Origin of the sequence: Lactobacillus sp. IBH004 (assembly GCF_026185255.2) — a bacterium.
GTDB lineage: Bacteria > Bacillota > Bacilli > Lactobacillales > Lactobacillaceae > Lactobacillus > Lactobacillus melliventris.
The window spans coordinates 1,851,938-1,871,828 of sequence record NZ_CP110217.2 but is presented as its reverse complement, the minus strand read 5'-3'; the positions used below and the strand labels follow the sequence as shown (position 1 = coordinate 1,871,828).

Sequence of the window (19,891 nt, the reverse complement as noted above, 5' to 3'; positions counted from 1 at the left end):
GCTTGGTTTATTTGATTACTTTTAAGCTGACTTCCTACTATTTTTTTGCAATTTTAAACGATAAAAAATCCATGGAGGTTATGAAAGCGCTATTTTATACTGACATTGTATTAATTGAATAACTAAAAAGTTATTTAGATGAAAGGAGTACGTTAATGAGTCTTGTAAATGCTTTGTTGATCGCAATTTGGGCAGGATATTGTTCATTTGACGATCAAGGACCGCAAATGTTTCGGAGGCCTTTGCTGGTTGGACCGGTTGTAGGACTTATCCTGGGAGATTTGCCAACGGCACTTGTGATTTCCGCTACATTGGAATTAATGTGGATGGGCCTGGGCAACATGGCGGGTTATCAAACACCAGATATGATTGTCGGGACAATTATCGGAGTTACTGTTTCAATTACTTCAGGAACAGGTGCTACACCAAAAGGAATTGCTGCTGGAGTCGCTGCCGCCACTACTGTAGCTGTTTTAATTCAACAGTTAATAGTAGTTACGCGGGTATTAAAACAGTTTTTCGAACCATGGGCTCAAAGATTGGCTGATAACGGTGATTTAAGTGGAATAATGCAAATAAATATTGTTGCTTTTCTTATACAGTTTTCAATTCGAGCAATACCAACATTTCTGTTTGTTTATTTCCAAAAGGGCATAATTGATAAAATACTGGCTGTTGTACCAAGCAACATCTTAAATGGTTTGGGAACAGCGTCATCCTTATTGCCTGCTGTGGGATTATCCATCTTAATGACAATGATGATGAAGGGCACATTGTGGCCATTCTTAATTTTTGGCTTTGTTTTATCAGCCTATTTAAACTTAGGCATTTTACCAGTTACCTTAATTTCTTTAATTTTTGCCGTGATCTATTCCTATATTATGGAAATTATAGATAAGCAAAATGAAATGGGTTCAGAAAATAGTAGTTCTAATAATCAGCAAGTTGATGAAGATACGGGGTACGACCTATGAGTAATGAAGTGGAAACTAAAAACAGTAAAAAAATTACCCGTAAGGATTTAAATAAAGTCTTTTGGCGATTGCAAATTTGGGGACTAAACGTTACTTCGACGCTGGTCTTGACTCAGGCTATTGGCTTTTTAAATGCGATGGTACCAATTATTCGCCGTCTCTATGGTGATAATAAGGAACTTAGAATAGAAGCCATGAAGCGCCATCTGACTTACTTTTTATCACAAATTACGGCAACAGGTATGATTCTGGGAATTACCGCGGCTGTTGAAGAGACAACCAGCGAAGATGAAAAAGAAGCAGTTGTTGCTATCAAAGCCGGTATGATGGGACCATTAGCTGGTATTGGTGACAGTGTCTTTAAAATAACCATTCAGGCTATTGCCGGCAGTATTGGTGCAGCCTATGCATTACAAGGAAATGTATTAGGGCCAATTTTGATGTTTGTCATTTATAACGGAATCAATATTGTTGTTAAATATTATGGAATTATTTTTGGTTACGAAAAGGGTACAGAATTTATTAAAAGCGGTAACCAAAAGAAGGTTATGCAAAAGATAATTAATATTTCAACAGCGATCGGTGTCATGGTTATAGGCGCACTTATTGCCCAATACGTCAAAATAAATGTTGGTACAGTCATTTATACCAAGGGTACAAAAATTGTCATCCAAAAATTATTAGACGGCGTGATGCCAAAGCTGTTACCTTTGCTGTTTACCTTAGGTCTTTATAAATTACACTCATATTTACCACGTAAATACTTAACTTGGTTAATATTTGCTATTTTGATTTTAGGAACAGTTTTAGCAGTAATGGGAATTATCAAATAATTTGTAAGGAGGTTACTGATGGCTATAAATATTATCTTGGCCAGTCACGGCTTGTTTGCTCAGGAAGCATTAAAGTCGGCTGAAATGATTATTGGACTGCCGCAAAAAAATGTTGCAGTTTTATCTGTTACTAAAGGTAAAACTTATGAAGAAAGTCTTGAGGAAATTCAAACTAAATTAAAGGCGCTCAACGAAAAAAATACGGAAACTCTTATCTTAGTTGATATTTTTGGTGGTACCCCTGCTAATGTATCTACGTATTTAACTTTGACAAATGAAAATGTCTTAGTTTATTCGGGGCTAAATATGCCAGTTTTACTGGAACTATGCTTAAGCAATCCTGAAAATTTAGCAGAAGCCAAGAAGATTATTGAAAGAACTTATCCGCAAGCGTTAGTGAATATTACTGAAAAAGCAAAAGAAGGAGAGAAACAAAATGCCAATCAAGTGGACTCGTATTGATGACAGATTAATTCACGGTCAGGTTGCTAGTTCCTGGCTGCGTCATGTTGGTGCTGAGCAAATCATATGCATCAGTGATAGGGCAGCTAGTAACCCAGTACAAGAGCAAGTGTTGAAAATGGCTGCTCCTGGTTATATCGTGCATGTTTTTGGAGTTGATAAATTTATTCGAGTTTACAAGAAAAATCCTATAAAAAAGACCACCTTTTTAATATTGACCAGTACCCTTGATTTATTGCACTTAATCGAAGGCGGGGTTGACATTAAGTCAGTTAATTTTGGTGGTATGAGAGAGCGTAAAGAACGTACAATTCGCTACAACAATGACCTGTGCTTTACTCCAGAAGAAAAGGATGCACTAGATAAATTGGTTGACTCAGGACTCGAAATAAACTTTCAAATGGCAGCTTATGATGCGCCTACACCAATCAAAGAATATATTGAACAAGTGCAAGGAAAGAACTAATGAAAATAGACTACGCAGAAGCATATGTTTTAGATGATGGTCAAACAGAAGTAGATATTAAGACAGATGAACAAAATTTACCTGATTATGAATTATATTGGACTCTGGATAACGACAAATATACTAAAGAAAAAAAGTATTTGTTAACCAGTAATAAAACTCAGGTCTGTTTTCAATTTTCTTACTCAACTGTTAGGCCCACTTATTTCATTCTGAATTTTAAGAAACACGAACCCTTATTATTTGGCTATCGCATACTGCCCGTTCCGGGGATGTATAATCTGCGTGATATTGGTGGCTACCGCACAAGTGCTGGTATGCGAATCAAATGGGGGCAAGTTTATCGCTCTGATTATTTGCACAATTTAGAGCCTTCTGGATTCACTTTTGTTAAAAATTTGGGGTTACGCTCAATAATTGATTTTCGGGGTGCAATTGAAGTTAAAGATACACCTGATCCTGTTATTGATCCTGCAATTCATACTTTTGCTTTTGATCCTAATGCAGAAACAGCTGCTATCGCCGGCAGAGCACAAAACTTAGATACCGGTAAAGATATGAAAGAAAGGGCCAAAGAAGCACTGGCTAAAGGAGAAACTGGTAATGATCAAATGATCAGACAACAAGAATCCTTTGTCGATAGTCCTGCAAGCATAGAGGCTTTTAGCAAAACCATTAAAGTCACAGCTCAAAGTAAGTATTTACCCAGCTTACAACATTGCCGTGGCGGTAAAGACAGAACCGGCTTTGGCTTCATGGTCCTGGAAGGAATTCTGGGCGTACCAGCAGAATTACTGGTTTATGATTATATGCTAACTAAACGAGCACGTGTTAAGAAAAATGCTCGTTACTATCAAAAATTTTTGCAACAAACTGGTAATAAAGAAGTTGCAGATTATATGTATGCCCTTTTTGACACCAGAGAAGAGTTTATTACTGCTTCAATTACCAAAATAATGCGCGAATACGGCACAATTTATCAGTATGCAACTGACAAGTTGGGTCTGACTGAAGCAGAATATTTGAGTTTACGCAAGTCATTATTAGAAAAAGCATAAGTTTTAAGTTAAAGTAAGTATTAATATTGTCTTAAAAAGGAAGACGGCAAAACAATGTTGAATTTAACTTACCGTGAAATTGAATTGTTAAATCTTTTTTTAAACAATGATTTACTTACTATTTCTGAATTAAAAAAGAAAAGCGGGATTTCTGCGCGAACGTTAAATACAGAATTTGAGCAGATTAATAAGGCTTTTCGTAATAACGGTCATGATGTCAAAATTGTAAATCAAAGAGCTAAAGGATATTTGCTTGATTATTCTTTAGCAGAAAGTGACTGGTTGAAATTATTAAAGGAGAATTGCTCTGAATATTTAAATCTCAAGTTTAATTACTTGTTTCGTAATAAGTTACGTATTGCCAAAATTTGCAGATTTCTGTGTGCGAGTCCAAACTACATCAAAATCGACCAGTTGGCGAGCAAATTAAATTTTAGTACCGCGACTATCAATAAGGATATGCGTGATGTGAAAAAATTTTTAAGTATTTATAATTTAAAAGTGAAGTCTGTTCCATACTATGGCATGAAAGTAGTAGGTAAAACGGGTGCAGTTCGTTCATGCTTGATAGATTTATTTGATGTCTATAGTTTTGAACAAAAAGATGCTTTGCTACCAGAATATGCTTTTACTGAATATGGCGTTACTAAAACTGATTTACTAAATAAAAGTCAGACTTTACTCCAATTAATTCATGAATATGATTTTCCTTTAACAGATAAGGGCTTTAGGCAAGTAACAAAATATCTGCTAGTTTATAAATTGCGGCCAGATATTAGTTTAAAAATTAATCATAATTTTAAAGTTGAATTGATGCATGACAAGGCATTTATAATTGCAGAAAAATTAATTAAAAATAGTGTCAAAGAAGAACTATGCTTAGCTATTTTTTTACTAATTAATTCCGAAATTAATCAAATTCCTGATCTGGATAAATTAAAAACCTGCTCTCAGCAAGTAAAATTACAGGTTAAACAAGTTTGTGCTATTTTAAAAGAGCAAATGTCACTATGTATTAATAAAGGTTCTGATATTGCTTCATACATTTATCGCAGTTTTTTTATCAGATACCTTAAGAAAAAATATGACTTTGTTTGCTTCAACCTAGAACTGGCAACTAAAAAGGTTGCCCACAAAATTTTTGCTACAAGTTCTTTAACAGTTGCTTTATATAATTCTTGTGCTGATTATAATAAAAAAGAGTTAAATGACAGCCTGTTTAACGATATAGTTCTGGGCTTATATAGTAAAATTCATCAAAAGCAAAACAGTTACTTTCCCACTAACTTCTTGGTTGTAAACGACTATGGTAAATTAGCCAGTGAGCACTTAATAGGTAAACTTGATTTAAATAAGTATAATGCAAATTATACTTTTATTTATTCTTATGAATTGGAAAATATTGATTATTCAAAATATGATTACTTATTAGTTTCCTCAAAAACTAAACCAGGTTATAAAAATATAAATATTCCCAAAATAACTTTTTCCTTTTTTTCAGATGATGGGCTAAGAATGGCTCTGTGGCAAAGAATACTGTCCACTAAACGAACTATTGGTTCAATTGCCAATTATTTTAAGCGGCCAGTGATAATAAAAATAGATGCTTTAAAAGGAAAAATTCAGGACATAGTAGCTAATCATTTGATTAAACAACTAGGCATCCCTCAAGCACATAAAAACAATTTTGTTAGTTATGTTGCAGCTTTAATAACAAATGAAGGCTACCATGCCTACCCTTATAATATGTACCTCACTCTTCTGGGTCCTCATGAAATTAAGAAACGTTATTTTGTTTTTAAGTTTAAGCAGCCTGTATATATAAATTATCATAAGGTCTTTAATTTACAGATTATAATTCTGGATCCCAGTAAAGGATTATTGGAAATTAAAAACGGTGATTCTGAACTGCAACTATACTTTAATATAGTTAGTAATGACCAGATTATGAGATGAATATCTTGTGGGAAGATAATTTTTGCTCTTAAAATAATTTGCTTTAAATATATAATCAGTTCTCTCAAACTGAATTTATCCGGTTTGAGAGTTTTTCTGTGGGCATTAATTGTGCTAGTACTCATATATTAAACTGCATCAACTAATATTTACTATTGAAGAAAATAAAAAATCCCAGCACCGACTACCTACCAGAGCTGAGATAAATTTTATTTTAACGGAAAAAAGAAATAATTACCATATTTATTAATAATTTGGCAATAAAATCATAAAATTAGCTATTTATCGCCATCCATAATCGTGTTTTTAACAATTACATAATCAACTAATTTAATTGAACTAAGGTCTTTGCCACCCGCGTAAGAAATCGAAGATTGCAAATCTTCCTGCATTTCTCTTAACGTGTCGGCAATGTGACCACGGTAGGGAACGAGCATTTGTTTACCTTCAACATTGCGATAAGCTCCCTTTTGCACTTCAGAAGCTGAACCCCAATATTGTTTGTAAGTTTTGCCATTAATTTTGATCACATTGCCTGGAGACTCCTCATGTCCCGCAAGCATGGAACCAATCATGACCATGGTAGCGCCAAAACGAATTGATTTCGCTATATCGCCGTTATAACGGATACCGCCATCTGCAATCAATGGTTTGCTGGCTACTTTACTGCACATTCTTAAAGCAGCTAGTTGCCAGCCACCAGTACCAAAACCAGTTTTAAGTTTGGTAATACATGCACGGCCAGGGCCAACACCCACCTTAGTGGCATCGGCTCCTGCACCTTCTAATTCACGTACAGCTTCTGGGGTTGCGATATTGCCTGCTGTTAAAAAAGTGTCAGGCAATTTTTCTTTAATATACTTAATCATATCAATGACATAGATAGAATGACCGTGGGCAACATCAATTGTGATATATTCAGGTTTGATGTTCTCACTGACTAATTGGTCAATAAAGTCGTATTCACCTTTTTTAATACCTACAGATATTGAGGCAAATAAGCCTTTTTCGTGCATCATTTTGATAAAATTAAGACGCTTCTCAGGCTGAAAGCGGTGCATGACATAGTAATAGCCATTTTGAGCGAGCCAGACTGCTAAATCATCGTTAATGACACTTTCCATGTTTGCGGGTACTACAGGTATTTTAAATGTTCGGTTTCCAAACTTTACACTAGTATCAGCATCATGACGGCTTTTGATAATTCCCTTGTTGGGCACAAGCTGGATGTCGTCATAATCAAAGGCTTCCATACTGAAATAATTACTCATAAATAAATCGGCTCCTAGAATAAATAATCTTTGCAAACGAAGTAACTATAATCAAAAATACTTTTTTTGTCAACAGAAAAATCGAACTATTAAAAATTTGACTACTATAATAATTCGCATTTAAATTTGACTAAATGTGGGCAAATTGCTAGACTATTTACGTGATATTTGTAGAAATTTAATGAGGTGAATAAAAATGACAGCAGTTGCAGTTGTTGGTAGTCAATGGGGCGACGAAGGAAAGGGCAAAATCACTGACTTTTTGAGTAATGAAGCAGCGTATACTGTGCGCTCAAACGGTGGTAATAATGCTGGTCATACTATTGAAATTAATGGTCAAGATTTTAAGATGCGCTTGATTCCGTCAGGCATTTTTGCGTCAAAACAAGGTGCCGTAATCGGTAATGGCGTGGTCATTAATCCTGAAGTTTTATTTAATGAATTAAAAAATCTTGAAGAAAAAGGCATAGACACCAGTAAATTAAAGATTTCTAATCGTGCTCACATCATCATGCCTTATCATATTAAGCAAGATGAATACCAAGAAGAAGCAAAGGGCGATCAAAAAATCGGTACTACTAAAAACGGTATTGGTCCAGCATACATGGACAAAGCTTCCAGAATTGGTATTCGCGTTTGTGACTTACTTGAGAAGGATACTTTTGCAGCAAAATTACGTGTTAACTTGGCTCAAAAAAATGACATTTTCACTAAAATTTATGGTAAACCGGCACTTAAATTTGAGGATATTTTTGACAAATATTATGAATACGGTCAAAAAATGAAAAAATATGTTACAGATACTTCAGTACTAGTTAATAAAGCTCTTGATAACAATGAAAAGGTCCTGTTTGAAGGGGCACAGGGAATTATGCTTGATATAGATGAAGGAACTTATCCTTTTGTTACCTCATCGAACACCATTTCCGGCGGTATTGCCAGTGGTATCGGTGTTGGCGCCAACCGGTTAAAGACTGTCATTGGTGTCTGCAAAGCTTATACGACTCGTGTTGGTGCTGGTCCTTTTCCAACTGAATTATTAGATGAAACTGGTGACCGGATTCGTGAAACTGCTCATGAATATGGTACGGTTACCGGCCGTCCTCGACGCGTAGGTTGGTTTGATTCAGTCGCGTTACGTCATGCCAAGCGCGTAGCTGGTATTAACGGCTTAAGTCTAAACTTACTTGATATTTTCAGCGGCTTTGACACTATTAAAATTGCAACTGCTTATGAACTCGATGGTCAAAAAATTGACTATTATCCTGCCAGCCTGAAAGAACTATACCGGTGTAAGCCTGTTTATGAGGAATTACCTGCCTGGAAAGAAGATATCACGGGTGCTAAAAGTTGGTCTGACTTGCCGGAAAATGCACAGAAGTTTTTAAACCGTGTTTCAGAACTTGTTGGTATTCCCCTTGTTACTGTTTCAGTAGGACCTGATCGTGAACAAACAATCGTGTTACAGAATCCATGGGAAATGTAATTTATGTTAGAACGTTATACTCGCCCTGAAATGGGCAAAATATGGTCGGATGAAAATAAATATGAAGCGTGGTTAAAGGTAGAAATAGCAGCCACTAATGCCTGGAGTGAATTAGGTGAAGTACCAAAAGCAGATGCTGCTAAAATTGCCCAAAATGCCAGTTTTACGCCTGAACGGGTGGCAGAATTGGAGCAGATAACGCACCATGATGTGGTGGCTTTTACCCGTACTGTTTCCGAAAGTCTGGGTCCAGAGAAAAAATGGGTGCACTTTGGTTTAACTTCGACTGATGTGGTTGATACGGCGCAGGGTTATATTTTAAAACAGGCTGATGCAATTATTCGGCAAGATTTGCAAGATTTAAAAAAGACGATTGCTGAAAAAGCACGTAAATATAAAAATACGGTGGAAATGGGGCGCACGCATGGTGTGCAAGCTGAGCCCACTACTTTTGGCCTGAAACTCGCCCGCTGGTATGCGGAAATTAAGCGTGATATTGAACGCTTCGAGCATGCTGCTAAGGGGGTAGAATCAGGAAAAATTTCTGGAGCCGTTGGGACTTTTGCTAACGTACCGCCAGCTGTTGAAACCAGTGTTTTAAAGCAGCTAGGCTTAACTCAGCAGCCAATTACCAGCCAGGTCTTGCCACGCGATTTACACGCTGAATATATTGCGACCTTGGCTTTAATAGCTACCAGTATTGAAAATTGGGCAACCGAAATTAGAGGCTTGCAACGCTCTGAAATCCACGAAGTAGAAGAACACTTCCGTGCTGGACAAAAAGGCTCCTCGGCGATGCCTCACAAACGTAATCCTATTGGCTCGGAAAATCTTTGCGGCATGGCACGAGTTTTACGAGGCCATATTATTACCGCTTATGAAGATGTATCACTGTGGCATGAGCGCGATATTTCCCATTCCAGTGCCGAGAGAATAATCTTACCTGATACGACAATTGGTATTGATTATATGCTCAATCGCTTTAACCGTATTTTGACCAATCTTGATGTTTTTCCAGAAACCATGCTTAAAAATATGGATAAAACTTATGGCCTGATTTACTCACAACGCTTGCTGTTAAAGCTTATTGATGAGGCTGGTCTTTCTCGTGAAGATGCTTATGACATGGTTCAAAAGCTAACTAACAAGTCTTGGAATGAGGGAATTTCTTTTAGAAAATTAGTTGAAGATAGTCCAATCATGGATTACCTTTCTGAAGAAGATGTAGCTGATGCTTTTGATTATCATTACCATTTGCGTCATGTTGATGAAATCTTTAAAAAAGTTGGTTTGGAATAATTAATAAATAAAAGTTCACTGAATGTGAGCTTTTTTTATACTTAAAAAATTAAATTTTGGATAAGCAGTGTTTTATGTAAGCGGTTATGTGATAAGCTGAGCTTGTTAACAACAAAATGAAATTGAAGTAAAACTATAGGAATCTAGACAATTAAGGAGCTCGGTTTGATGATTAATCTTTTATCAGCTTCAAAATGTCTTACCGGTGTTATTGAAGGCGACTCTGTACCGCAGGAATTTATTCCTGAAATGGTTGACCTTTATCGTTCAGGCAAGTTTTTACTTGATAAAATGGTTAAGTTTTATCAACCAGAGAGAATTAATGAAGCCATCAAGGATTCTGTAAATGGCAACACGATAAAACCAATTATTGTTTTTGATGAAGAATATAAATAGTTTTAAAAATTATTATTATGAAAGGAAAGGTAAACATATGATAGTTAATGATCATACATATTATGATGCAAGCTATGATGTAGTAGTTTTAGGTTTTGGTGGAGCTGGAGCAACTGCAGCTCGCTTTGCGGCTGATAGTGGTGCTAAAGTGCTAATAGTTGACTCTGCTCCAGAAGGTCACGAAGGTGGTAATACAAGGTATGCTGCTGAACTTGTAGGTTATAGCAGCAGCGAAGAAGATTATCGTGCTTACTACGAGCATTTGGCCCAGCACTTTAATATTGACCCAGAAATAGAGGATACAGTTGTTCACGGCATTACACACATGAAAGAATATTTTAGAAAATATCTGGATGTGAATGAACCTGTTAGCTATAAAACTATTTTAGGATTGCCGGATGATGCGGTAATTGCCGATCACCCTGATTTACCTGGTGCTAAAAGCTATGACATGATCACAATAGAGAAGGGGATTTTTAACGCTTCATTGTGGAACATTTTACGGCAAAAAGTACTTGATCGTAGTGATAAGATTGATGTTTGGTATTCTGCACCTGTTAAGCATATCTTGCAAACTCCTGGTAAAAAAGTTGTCGGAGCTCAAATTGAGCGTGATCATGTTTTATTAAACGTTTACGCTAAAAATGGTGTAGTGTTAACCACTGGTGGTATCGAAAATAATCCGCAAATGATTCAGGATTACATTGGTTCACACAAGTTAGTGCCACTGGGTTCACTTTATAATAAAGGTAAGGGTATTGACCTGGCCCACGAAATAGGTGCGGATATGTGGCATATGTCAATGTATGCGGCCGGTGGAATGCAACAAGCTTTTGCTTTTTATGAACCTGGGATGAAGCGTGCACCATTTTATATGGGTAACCCGGTCTTCTATACAGGCAGTATTTTTACGGTTGGCGATGACGGCACACGCTACTTTAAGGAAGACCAAGGAGCACGTGAAGGCTATGTAGAAAATCATGGTTCATGGTACAAACCATTGAATCCAATTCACCCTTACTTTGTCTTTGATCAAAAGCAATATGACAAGATCAGTGAAATTGATACTTTCCCTGATAATAAAGCACTTAATTCCGTTCTTAAAGCTGATTCTGTTTCTGAATTAGCAGAAAAGATGGGAGTTGCTGGGGATAAATTGCAAAGTACAATTGATGAATTTAACTTCTTTGCTGAAAAGAAACATGATTATGCTTATCATCGTGATCCCGCTACTTTAAGTGCATTTTCTGAAGAGGGTCCGTATTATGCCATACCGCTAGTACAAACTATTGGCTGGTCCGAAGCTGGTCCTAGAAGAAATGCTCGTGCTGAAATTCTTGATCCAGAGCACAAACCAATTCCGCATTTGTATGGTGCCGGGGAGCTGGGCAGTAATATGTCTAACTTATATCAAGGTGGGTCCGACCTTGCGGACTGCTTGATTTTCGGTAAGATTGCGGGCCAAAATGCAGCTCATCCTAAAGATGATGTAGCAGAAGTCAATGTACCTTCTCCTAAGCATGAAAAATTATTAAAGCCACGGCCACTTGGTTCTGATATTAAGAAAGAAGAATATCCAACTGGTCCTGAACAATATATTGGTAAATCTACTAAAGGGATGGGAGATGAAATTGTTGTCAGGGTAACAGCTGATAAGCAAAAGAATCTCAAAAACATCGAAGTTCTGAAACAAGCTGAATCCGATGACTATGGTCAAAAGGCAATTAATGAATTACCAGCAAAAATGGTTAATGCAAATACAGTTGATGTCGATGCAATTTCTGGTGCCTCTAATACCACTAGAGGATTAAAAGATGCTGTCAGGGATGCATTAAGTAAAATTAAATAAATAGTTGTTTGGAATTTAGAAGGGTTTGAAAAATCCCGGCTTCTCTTAGAACAATTAAAAGGCATTGAATAATAAAATGATATGACCCCCAAATTTAGGACAAATTTGGGGGTTATATCATAATAAAACTCAGTGCCTTTTTCATACTTGTCCTTGTTGTTCTCTACCAGATAAATTTCTTAAGATTATTCAAATCGGTTATCGTTAAGTTACCAATACCTTTTAGTCTCGTTTTATCAATTCTCAGCTGATACCGTTTATTACAGTCTATCCACGATTCCTTGTAAAGGCCCGACTTTTGCCAATCGGTAATTTTAGCATACTTTGCGCGAATGCTTTTTGACTTACTTTGATATTTACTAGTAATTTTAAATACATAATAAAATTCATCATCTTGCTCAATGTATAAAACTGGCCGACTTTTTCCGTTTGGTACATCTTCGTATTCAAGGTATGTTATAAAAATATTGCCCAAATTCATTAACTGGTTTCCTTAATCTGCAAAAAAGTCAGCTATTTCTTTGGAGGTTTCAACCTTTTGTGCAGGAATTTTACGACTAGCTGCAATAATTTCATCTTTTAGATGGTCATAATCGTCAACTGAAAATGCTACAGGTAGTTTGCCTTTGTCAGCAATCTGTGTAAGCATCATTGAAATCACATCATTAGGTTTAAGACCAATTTTTCTAATAACTAGTTCTGCAGTATCCGCTATTTGTTTGTCTATATTAACAGAATATCTTTTAGTAACAATCTTAGTTGCCATAATTTGCCTCCCGAAATTACTTTGTTACATAATAATATCATAAAAGTACCTAAAATAGCATATTTTAGGTACTTTTTGCAAATTTTAGCCTAAAAATTGTCTTAAATAAAATACTATACTAAAACTGACTTTGAATTTTTTCTTTTCTTCTGAACCAAAAAAATATACCACTTGGTTTCTTAAGATTACCACTTAGTTAAAAAGGCTAGATTTTATATTAAAATTAGCGTTTAATTAAATCATCAAGTGATGAAGGGCAGGTGAGAAGCGTGAAAATAAAAATAGAGCTGGATCCGGATCTGGATAATGATGAAACTAGTGTAACTATCCGTGCTAAAGCTGTGACACCAGAAGTTGAACAAATCTACCGTCAACTTCAAGGTATTAACAGCCATCCTGATCAAATTGAATGTAAAAAAGACAACGTGTCCTATTACTTGAGTATGAACGAAATTTTATTTTTTGAAACAGAAGATAAACAAGTGATTGCACATACTGCGAGGGATGCTTTTACAGTAGATTACAAACTCTATGAATTAGAAAATTTATTAAACAATCAATTCATGCGGGTCTCTAAGTCAACAATTTTAAATTTAAATCAAATTTATGCGTTAACACGCTCGATTTCTAACTGTAAAATTAATTTTCGCGATTCTTATAAAACTGTCTATGTTTCACGTCATTACTACCATAACTTAAATGATAGGTTAAACGAGAGAAGGTCATCATAATGAGAAAAAATAAAATTAGAGAAATATTTTGGGGGATAGCATTAGTGGCTGCTGCTGTCTTTCTGGTAATGAATCAGCTACACTTATTTTCTTTTCACTTGAAAGTAAGTATGATTATTTGGACTATTGTGTTTGGAGCGGCTTTAATTGAAAGTCTAGCAGATAGAAGCTTGTTTGGTACGACTTTTTCTATTGCTTTTCTCTTAATTGTTTACGCTGAACCTTTGCATATTACCAAAATTGTTCCATGGACAGTATTGATTGCTGCATTGCTGATTTATATAGGTTTGACATTAATTTTTAGAAAAAGCTGGTTTTTAGGAGGAAACTACTTTAAACATAAATTTAATCCTAGGGATTACTATGATGATTTGTCAGACTTTGATAAAAGTTATAAAACGACTGATAATAATACCATTAATGACAGTAAAGATTATACAACTGATGGCGATACCATTAATGACAGTAAAGACCATACTGATGGTGAAGATATAGTAATAAATCAGAAGCTGTCATCAGTTTCACGCTATGTTCATTCACAAAATTTACGTAGTGTCGTGATTAATTCTTCATTAGGTGAAGTTGAAGTCTACCTTGATCAGGCTAAGGCTGCTGGCGATGTAGTGACAGTAGATATTAACGGTACCATGGGTGAGATTGAAATTTACGTTCCAACTTCATGGAAAGTCAACAGTGATAACTTAAACCTAGCTCTGGGAGAATTAGATATTAATGACGAATCTACCGGTGGCGGTCCTACATTAATGTTAACAGGCCATTTCAGCATGGGTGATGTGGAAGTTAATTATGTTTAACTTTGGGAAAAATAAAATGGTTAATTTAAAACAATTACATGATTATGTCAAAGAAAATTATGAAGCCGGAAACTATAAAGAAGCTGAAAAAACCTATAAAAAATGGCGTGATACCAATGATTATACCTATCATGCAGCAAAAACTACTGTGAAAAAGAGTTCTCTCAGTGATTATCAAATGGGTTATGAACAAGCCAAAAAGGACTATGCAGAGAGTCATTCTTTCAAGGATTTTCCTAAAAAAGGTGTTAACTTAGTTAATCGTGTTACCCAGAATAAAGCAATTGAAATAGAACGCTACATTGACGGCTACAATGATGCCAAGGCCAAAATTTTACGGGCGAAAAAATAATAGCCCATAAAGGAGATTATTAATTATGTATGGCTCATTATTAGCCAATGTAAGTCCAGATAGAAAAATTAAGGAAGCTGTAGAACAATTTCCTCAACATACACAAGCCTATTATCTCGAAAATAAGCCAGTCGGGTTAATGACCTGTTGGCAAAATGCTTTTCACCCTTATTCCTTGAATTTTGCGGGCTATCTTGCACCTAGATTAACCAGCGGTGAACAAATGCAGGTTTATGAGCAAATACTGACGGATTTAACGGCAAAAGCCCAAAAAAATCACCAAAGCGCATTAATTACTTATGATTATGCACCGCAATTACTCTTTAATGCCATTGGTCAAAAAAATGGTTTTAAATTAATCAGAACTACTGTAGAATCCCAGATGCCCTTGAAAAGGGCACTGAAAAATATTCTGATAGATACTGATTTACAGTTGATCACTCTACACGAAATAAAAAAAGATCCTGTAATGATGAATAAGCTGGCACAAGTGAGCTTCTCCGATTATCAAAAAAATCATTTAGCAAATCCGGCTGCAAAGATACCCCTTAGTGAGTGGAGCAAAACCATTTTCACTGATCAACTTGAACACGCCCCCTTAGCACTAATTGCTGCTGGACAAATTAAGGCTTATTGCTTTTCTTTTGAGGATACCCCTCAAGAATTGACTTTAGGATGGATGGGTGCTGTTAAGCCTAATTTATTAGACCAATTGCAACAGCAATTGCTAAATTGGGCACAAGCAAAATATCAAACTTTAAGTGGTGAATTTGATTCTACAGACCCATTAGCAACGCGGACTTACAGAAAATATGCGTTTAATCTGTGCCCAGTTTATGAAACGTATTTAAAAAAATTAGATTAGAAATTTAAAAAGGCACCTTTATTCAAATAATGGCGTCTTTTTACTTATCTATAATTGATAGCGATAAAAATAATAGGGGATATTCCAGCTTTGCGAATCAGCTGCAACTAAATCATCATTAATTAAATATTTGGGCAGTAATGCAGTTGCCTGGCCTTTTTTGACCAGCTCTAAAATCATTTCTAGTGAATCAATTTCAGTGACACTGTTTTTATTATGCGTTAATTTGAGAGTCAAGTTACGAAACGGACAATTTATGTCTGCGTTTATGGCAACCGGTACTCTTTTATTTTCCTGCTTTTTGCCTTTTAAAAAACAGGCTTGTAAATGACTTTTTTTGATTAGCGAATATTTGGGTAGAGTAATAGGGGTAAAAGTCCAGATCATGTCATATGCATGCTTAGTTATTAATTCTTGAATTTCATTGGTATTTTTAATGATAATGTCGTAGTGCTCAAATGAAAATTGTGCTTTTTCGGTAATAATATAGCCGAAAAGCAACTCAGAAATGAGGACTTTGGGCTTGTTAATAGACAAATCCTCTTTCAGGTTTTGGTAGTTTTGTAAAACTTTAGTGGCGAAATCATGCATTTTTTGACCGTTTTTGGTTGGTTTGACTCCTAAATTAGAACGCACAAAAAGGGGCGTATTCAATTCTTGCTCCAGTGCTTTGAGCCTGGCTGTAATATTGGATTGGGTGTAGCCTAATTTCAGTGCCGCTTTATTCAGTGATCTAGTTTCATAAATTGTTTGGTAAATATGTAAGTCGTTAAAATTCATGTTGCTCCATATCATTAAAAGTGATAACTCTATTATAAACTTAGATTATGCAAGACAATTTTATCTTAATATACTAATTCTGTAATCTAAAAGGAGGAACTTATTATGACTACAAAAATTGGTATTAACGGCTTTGGCCGCATTGGCCGACTTGCTTTACGGCGCATATATGAAGTGGCCAGTGATGATATCGAAATTGTCGCAATTAATGATTTGACTTCACCAGCTATGTTAGCACATTTATTGAAGTATGATACCGCGCATGGCCAATTTCATCATGAAGTGACTGCAACCACTAATAGTATTGTAATTGACGGTAAAAATATTCCGGTTTATGCGGAAAAAGATGCTAGTCAAATTCCGTGGGTCAAAAATGATGGTGTCAAAATAGTGCTTGAATGTACCGGCTTTTACACTTCAACTGCAAAATCACAGGCTCACCTTGATGCCGGTGTTAAAAGAGTTTTAATTTCTGCTCCTGCAGGCAATATGAAGACTATTGTTTATAGCGTAAATGATGATCAATTAACTGACTCTGATCAAATTATTTCCGCTGGCTCATGTACCACTAATTGCTTGGCACCGTTAGCACAAGCAATGAACGATGAATTTGGCATTCAGGTAGGAATCATGTCTACCACTCATGCTTATACTGCTTCGCAAATGTTGCAGGATGGACCTGACCGTGGCGGCAATGTCCGTAATGCCCGTGCCGCAGTTGCTAATGTTATTCCCCATTCTACAGGAGCAGCTAAAGCGATAGGACTAGTTATACCTGAATTAGACGGCAAACTTACAGGTATTGCTCAACGAGTCCCTGTTATTTCCGGTTCAATTACTGAACTAGCCGCTATTTTGAAGCAAAAAGTTACAGCTGAAGAGTTTAATGCCAAAATTAAAAAGCACACTGAAGGTAATCCTTCTTTTGGTTATAATGATGATCAGATTGTATCATCAGATATTATTGGTACTGAGTATGGCTCGGTCTTTGATCCGACTCTGACTCAAGTTGAAACTGGTGATGACGGTGCACAATTAGTTAAGGGTTACGCCTGGTATGATAATGAATCCGGCTTTGTAGCTCAGATGATTAGAACACTGCAAAAAGTTGCCCAATTAGGTTAATTATCAATATAACTCATATTTTTACAATTAAAAACTGTTTATCATCAATAAAAAATGGTTCTGCCGAGTGCAGAATCATTTTTGTTTCTTTAAAATATGCTAGTCATTTTTTATCCATGGCGCTGTGAGCATTTGACTAACTGTCTGCTTAATATTATTGCTTTGAGCAATCATTGAGATTACTGCAGCACCAGCTGCCTTAGTTTTAGCGATTGCCTCTAAATCGTTAACAGTTATCCCGCCAATAGCAACAATTGGCCGGGTTGTGCTTTTGACCAGTTGGCTTAAGCCGGCAATACCAATTTCGGGGTCGGCATCACTTTTAGATTGGGTGGCATAAATTGGACCGCTGCCATAATAATCAATTCCGCTAATTTTATTGGCTTGTTCAACTTGCGTTAAATTCGAGCAAGAATAGCCAATAAACATTTGACCACCAACTTCTTTAATAACCTGTTTTATTTCTTCATCGCTTTGACCAACATGAACTCCCTCGGCATGAACTTGTTGCGCAAGCTGAACATCATCGTCAATAAAGAAGGGCACGTGATACGCATAACACAATTGATGCAGTTTTTGCGCCATAGGTAGTCTCTCAGTTTTACTTAAAGTTGAATTAGGCCCCTTGTCCCGAAACTGAAAAGCCGTGATGCCGGCAGCAAGGGCTTCTGCGACTATACCAGGTAGTGTTTTACCTTTGGGCACATCTTGACTGCCACAAATAAAGTAAGCATGTAAAAATTCAGTGTTAAATTCTTTCATTATTTCTCCTAAATTACTTTGCCCAATGATTTAAGGGACCGTGACCATGACCAACTTGAATAGTTTCCTTAATGGTTTTAGTAACGTACTTTTTAGCAATTTTAATTGCCGCAGGTAGACTTTGTCCTAAAGCCAGTTGGGCTGTAATTGCTGCAGCTAAAGTATCACCGGTGCCGTGAGTGCGTTTAGTATGTACTCTGGAACTGCTGACCCAAAGATCAGTACCATCGGCAAATAAAGCATAATCTTTTACTTCTGCGCTATTAGTGTGACCACCTTTAATTAGTACATTTTTAACACCCATATCTTGTAGTTTATGGGCTAATTCAGGAAATTGATCTTGCATTTGCACCTTGATGCCAGTTAAAGTTTCTGCTTCTGGTAAGTTAGGTGTGATTAGATCGGCTAAAGGCAGCAATTCATTTTTAACGGTGGCAACAGCATCTTGACTTAAAAGTGGTGCACCACCCTTAGCAATCATCACTGGATCGATGGTAATGGGGCCAAAGTCATACTTTTGCAGGTTAAGAGCAACTTGGTGAACGTGAGCCGCATCGCCCAACATTCCCGTTTTACAAGCACGAATATGAAAATCTTCTGCCAGAGAGGCGAATTGGGCGTCAACCATTTCCAGTGGCAGTAAAAAAGATTTTTGGACGCCCAAAGTGTTTTGTGCTGTCACTGCCACGATTACTGCTGTTCCAAATACTTTTTGCATTTGAAAAGTTTTAAGGTCAGCCATGATTCCGGCACCACCACCTGAATCTGTACCGGCAATAGTTAAAACCTGGGGAAAAGAATTAATTTTTTCTGTCATCATGAAGTTCCTTAATCAAAATCAGCAATTTGCTTAATATCAGGGACTGTTACTTTGTACAAATAATCCATGAGGTACATACCAAAAGTACCTGGTCCAACACTGGGATGATCTTGGACAACCATTTGACCCGCACAACTGAAAACTAAAGCACCTATCTGAGCCGCTTCAAACGGATCATCAGTGACTGCGGTAAAAGCTGTGACAATACTGGACAACATATCACCTGAGCCCACATGAGTTTTAAAAAGTGGTGAGCCGTTATGGACATGGGCTAGTCTTTTGCCGTCACTAATTGTATCTGTAGGACCGCTGGCAATGACCGTACAATGATATTTCTGAGCAGTTTTAGCAGTAATTTCATCAATATTACCAGAGCCGGAACCTGCATCGATGCCCTTTGAATTCCAGTTGAAGTCACCTAAGGCAGCGATCTCACCAATGTTGCCGCGAATAATACTGGTATGAAAATCCCATAAAAGCTTATCTGCGATTTTGTAGCGATATTCAACTGCACCAACCGCAACAGGATCAAATACTATCGGCTTGTTATATTGCCGTGCTAGGTCTTCTACCTTTTTAATATGATTGATTTGCTCTTTAGTTAAACAGCCAATATTAACTGCCACTGCTGCAGCCATTCGCACTATTTCTTCAGCTTCAGCGACTTCATTGCTCATAATTGGTGAAGCACCAATAGCATTGACTGCATTAGCCACATCTTGAACTGTCACAAAATTGGCGATGTTAAAAATAACCGGATTTTGCGCTCGTAATTTATCTAATAAGTCTAACTGCATTTTATTACTCCCGACTAAATGTTTTTGA

The 19,891-nt window shown here is 36.5% G+C and carries 22 protein-coding genes; 15 read left to right on the top strand and 7 right to left on the bottom strand.

The window, feature by feature from the left end; all coding sequences use genetic code 11:
- Positions 1–155 precede the first annotated feature (155 nt).
- The 6 genes from LDX54_RS09155 to LDX54_RS09130 are packed head-to-tail and all read left to right on the top strand — an operon-like array spanning position 156 to position 5,749.
- Complete coding sequence (locus tag LDX54_RS09155; protein WP_046325674.1) at positions 156–974, top strand: PTS sugar transporter subunit IIC; 819 nt, start codon at positions 156–158, stop codon at positions 972–974.
- Complete coding sequence (locus LDX54_RS09150) at positions 971–1,807, top strand: PTS system mannose/fructose/sorbose family transporter subunit IID (protein WP_046325673.1); 837 nt, start codon at positions 971–973, stop codon at positions 1,805–1,807. Before LDX54_RS09155 ends, LDX54_RS09150 begins: the two co-directional genes overlap by 4 nt.
- An 18-nt stretch (positions 1,808–1,825) precedes the next feature.
- Positions 1,826–2,269 (top strand): hypothetical protein, encoded by a 444-nt coding sequence (locus LDX54_RS09145; protein ID WP_046325672.1) that lies wholly within the window; start codon positions 1,826–1,828, stop codon positions 2,267–2,269.
- Positions 2,244–2,735 carry a PTS sugar transporter subunit IIB gene (locus LDX54_RS09140; protein WP_046325671.1) on the top strand — a complete coding sequence of 164 codons (492 nt, stop codon included), beginning with the start codon at positions 2,244–2,246 and terminating at the stop codon, positions 2,733–2,735. The genes LDX54_RS09145 and LDX54_RS09140 overlap by 26 nt, the downstream gene beginning before the upstream one ends.
- The gene (locus LDX54_RS09135; RefSeq protein WP_265667331.1) at positions 2,735–3,793 is read left to right on the top strand and encodes a tyrosine-protein phosphatase; all 1,059 of its coding nucleotides are present in this window, start codon (positions 2,735–2,737) and stop codon (positions 3,791–3,793) included. The genes LDX54_RS09140 and LDX54_RS09135 overlap by 1 nt, the downstream gene beginning before the upstream one ends.
- A 54-nt stretch (positions 3,794–3,847) precedes the next feature.
- Positions 3,848–5,749: an HTH domain-containing protein gene (locus LDX54_RS09130; protein WP_265667332.1), complete on the top strand. Its 1,902-nt coding sequence runs from the start codon at positions 3,848–3,850 to the stop codon at positions 5,747–5,749.
- 278 nt (positions 5,750–6,027) lie between these two features.
- Here LDX54_RS09130 and LDX54_RS09125 read toward each other — a convergent pair whose 3' ends face one another.
- Positions 6,028–7,020 (bottom strand): GMP reductase, encoded by a 993-nt coding sequence (locus tag LDX54_RS09125; RefSeq protein ID WP_265667333.1) that lies wholly within the window; start codon positions 7,018–7,020, stop codon positions 6,028–6,030.
- A gap of 196 nt (positions 7,021–7,216) precedes the next feature.
- Here LDX54_RS09125 and LDX54_RS09120 point away from each other — a divergent pair, with 196 nt between their 5' ends.
- From LDX54_RS09120 to LDX54_RS09105, 4 genes are all read left to right on the top strand, one after another.
- Complete coding sequence (locus LDX54_RS09120; protein ID WP_265667334.1) at positions 7,217–8,506, top strand: adenylosuccinate synthase; 1,290 nt, start codon at positions 7,217–7,219, stop codon at positions 8,504–8,506.
- A 3-nt stretch (positions 8,507–8,509) separates the two neighbouring features.
- Complete coding sequence (gene purB, locus LDX54_RS09115) at positions 8,510–9,805, top strand: adenylosuccinate lyase (RefSeq protein ID WP_265667335.1); 1,296 nt, start codon at positions 8,510–8,512, stop codon at positions 9,803–9,805.
- 168 nt (positions 9,806–9,973) lie between these two features.
- Positions 9,974–10,201 carry an aryl-alcohol dehydrogenase gene (locus LDX54_RS09110; RefSeq protein ID WP_265667336.1) on the top strand — a complete coding sequence of 76 codons (228 nt, stop codon included), beginning with the start codon at positions 9,974–9,976 and terminating at the stop codon, positions 10,199–10,201.
- 37 nt (positions 10,202–10,238) lie between these two features.
- Positions 10,239–12,050, top strand: coding sequence for an FAD-binding protein (locus LDX54_RS09105; RefSeq protein ID WP_265667337.1), 1,812 nt, complete (start codon positions 10,239–10,241; stop codon positions 12,048–12,050).
- A 163-nt stretch (positions 12,051–12,213) separates the two neighbouring features.
- Here LDX54_RS09105 and LDX54_RS09100 read toward each other — a convergent pair whose 3' ends face one another.
- On the bottom strand, positions 12,214–12,531 hold the full coding sequence (locus tag LDX54_RS09100) for a hypothetical protein (RefSeq protein ID WP_265667338.1): 318 nt from the start codon (positions 12,529–12,531) through the stop codon (positions 12,214–12,216).
- Positions 12,532–12,543: 12 nt separating this feature from the next.
- Positions 12,544–12,816, bottom strand: a complete 273-nt coding sequence (locus LDX54_RS09095) for a type II toxin-antitoxin system RelB/DinJ family antitoxin (protein WP_046325662.1) — start codon at positions 12,814–12,816, stop codon at positions 12,544–12,546.
- 269 nt (positions 12,817–13,085) lie between these two features.
- Between LDX54_RS09095 and LDX54_RS09090 the strand changes: the two genes are divergently transcribed.
- Genes LDX54_RS09090 through LDX54_RS09075 form a run of 4 tightly spaced genes read left to right on the top strand, consistent with a single transcriptional unit; the run spans position 13,086 to position 15,579 of the window.
- Positions 13,086–13,547 carry a LytTR family DNA-binding domain-containing protein gene (locus tag LDX54_RS09090; RefSeq protein ID WP_110446771.1) on the top strand — a complete coding sequence of 154 codons (462 nt, stop codon included), beginning with the start codon at positions 13,086–13,088 and terminating at the stop codon, positions 13,545–13,547.
- Complete coding sequence (locus tag LDX54_RS09085; protein ID WP_265667339.1) at positions 13,547–14,362, top strand: LiaF domain-containing protein; 816 nt, start codon at positions 13,547–13,549, stop codon at positions 14,360–14,362. The genes LDX54_RS09090 and LDX54_RS09085 overlap by 1 nt, the downstream gene beginning before the upstream one ends.
- Positions 14,363–14,378: 16 nt before the next feature.
- The gene (locus tag LDX54_RS09080) at positions 14,379–14,714 is read left to right on the top strand and encodes a hypothetical protein (RefSeq protein WP_265667340.1); all 336 of its coding nucleotides are present in this window, start codon (positions 14,379–14,381) and stop codon (positions 14,712–14,714) included.
- 25 nt (positions 14,715–14,739) lie between these two features.
- The gene (locus LDX54_RS09075) at positions 14,740–15,579 is read left to right on the top strand and encodes a hypothetical protein (RefSeq protein ID WP_265667341.1); all 840 of its coding nucleotides are present in this window, start codon (positions 14,740–14,742) and stop codon (positions 15,577–15,579) included.
- Between the two features lie 48 nt (positions 15,580–15,627).
- Here the strand turns inward: LDX54_RS09075 and LDX54_RS09070 are convergent, their stop codons facing one another.
- Positions 15,628–16,359, bottom strand: a complete 732-nt coding sequence (locus LDX54_RS09070; protein WP_265667342.1) for a LysR family transcriptional regulator — start codon at positions 16,357–16,359, stop codon at positions 15,628–15,630.
- A 105-nt stretch (positions 16,360–16,464) separates the two neighbouring features.
- Between LDX54_RS09070 and gap the strand changes: the two genes are divergently transcribed.
- A complete protein-coding gene (gap, locus tag LDX54_RS09065) occupies positions 16,465–17,484 on the top strand; it encodes a type I glyceraldehyde-3-phosphate dehydrogenase (protein ID WP_265667343.1) in 1,020 nt (339 codons plus the stop codon).
- Between the two features lie 99 nt (positions 17,485–17,583).
- Here gap and thiE read toward each other — a convergent pair whose 3' ends face one another.
- The 3 genes from thiE to thiM are packed head-to-tail and all read right to left on the bottom strand — an operon-like array spanning position 17,584 to position 19,863.
- Positions 17,584–18,246 (bottom strand): thiamine phosphate synthase, encoded by a 663-nt coding sequence (gene thiE, locus LDX54_RS09060; protein WP_265667344.1) that lies wholly within the window; start codon positions 18,244–18,246, stop codon positions 17,584–17,586.
- A gap of 13 nt (positions 18,247–18,259) precedes the next feature.
- Positions 18,260–19,063 (bottom strand): bifunctional hydroxymethylpyrimidine kinase/phosphomethylpyrimidine kinase, encoded by an 804-nt coding sequence (gene thiD / locus LDX54_RS09055; protein ID WP_265667345.1) that lies wholly within the window; start codon positions 19,061–19,063, stop codon positions 18,260–18,262.
- An 11-nt stretch (positions 19,064–19,074) separates the two neighbouring features.
- Entirely contained in the window at positions 19,075–19,863 is a 789-nt protein-coding gene (gene thiM, locus LDX54_RS09050) for a hydroxyethylthiazole kinase (protein WP_265667346.1), read from the bottom strand.
- Between the last annotated feature and the right edge of the window lie 28 nt (positions 19,864–19,891).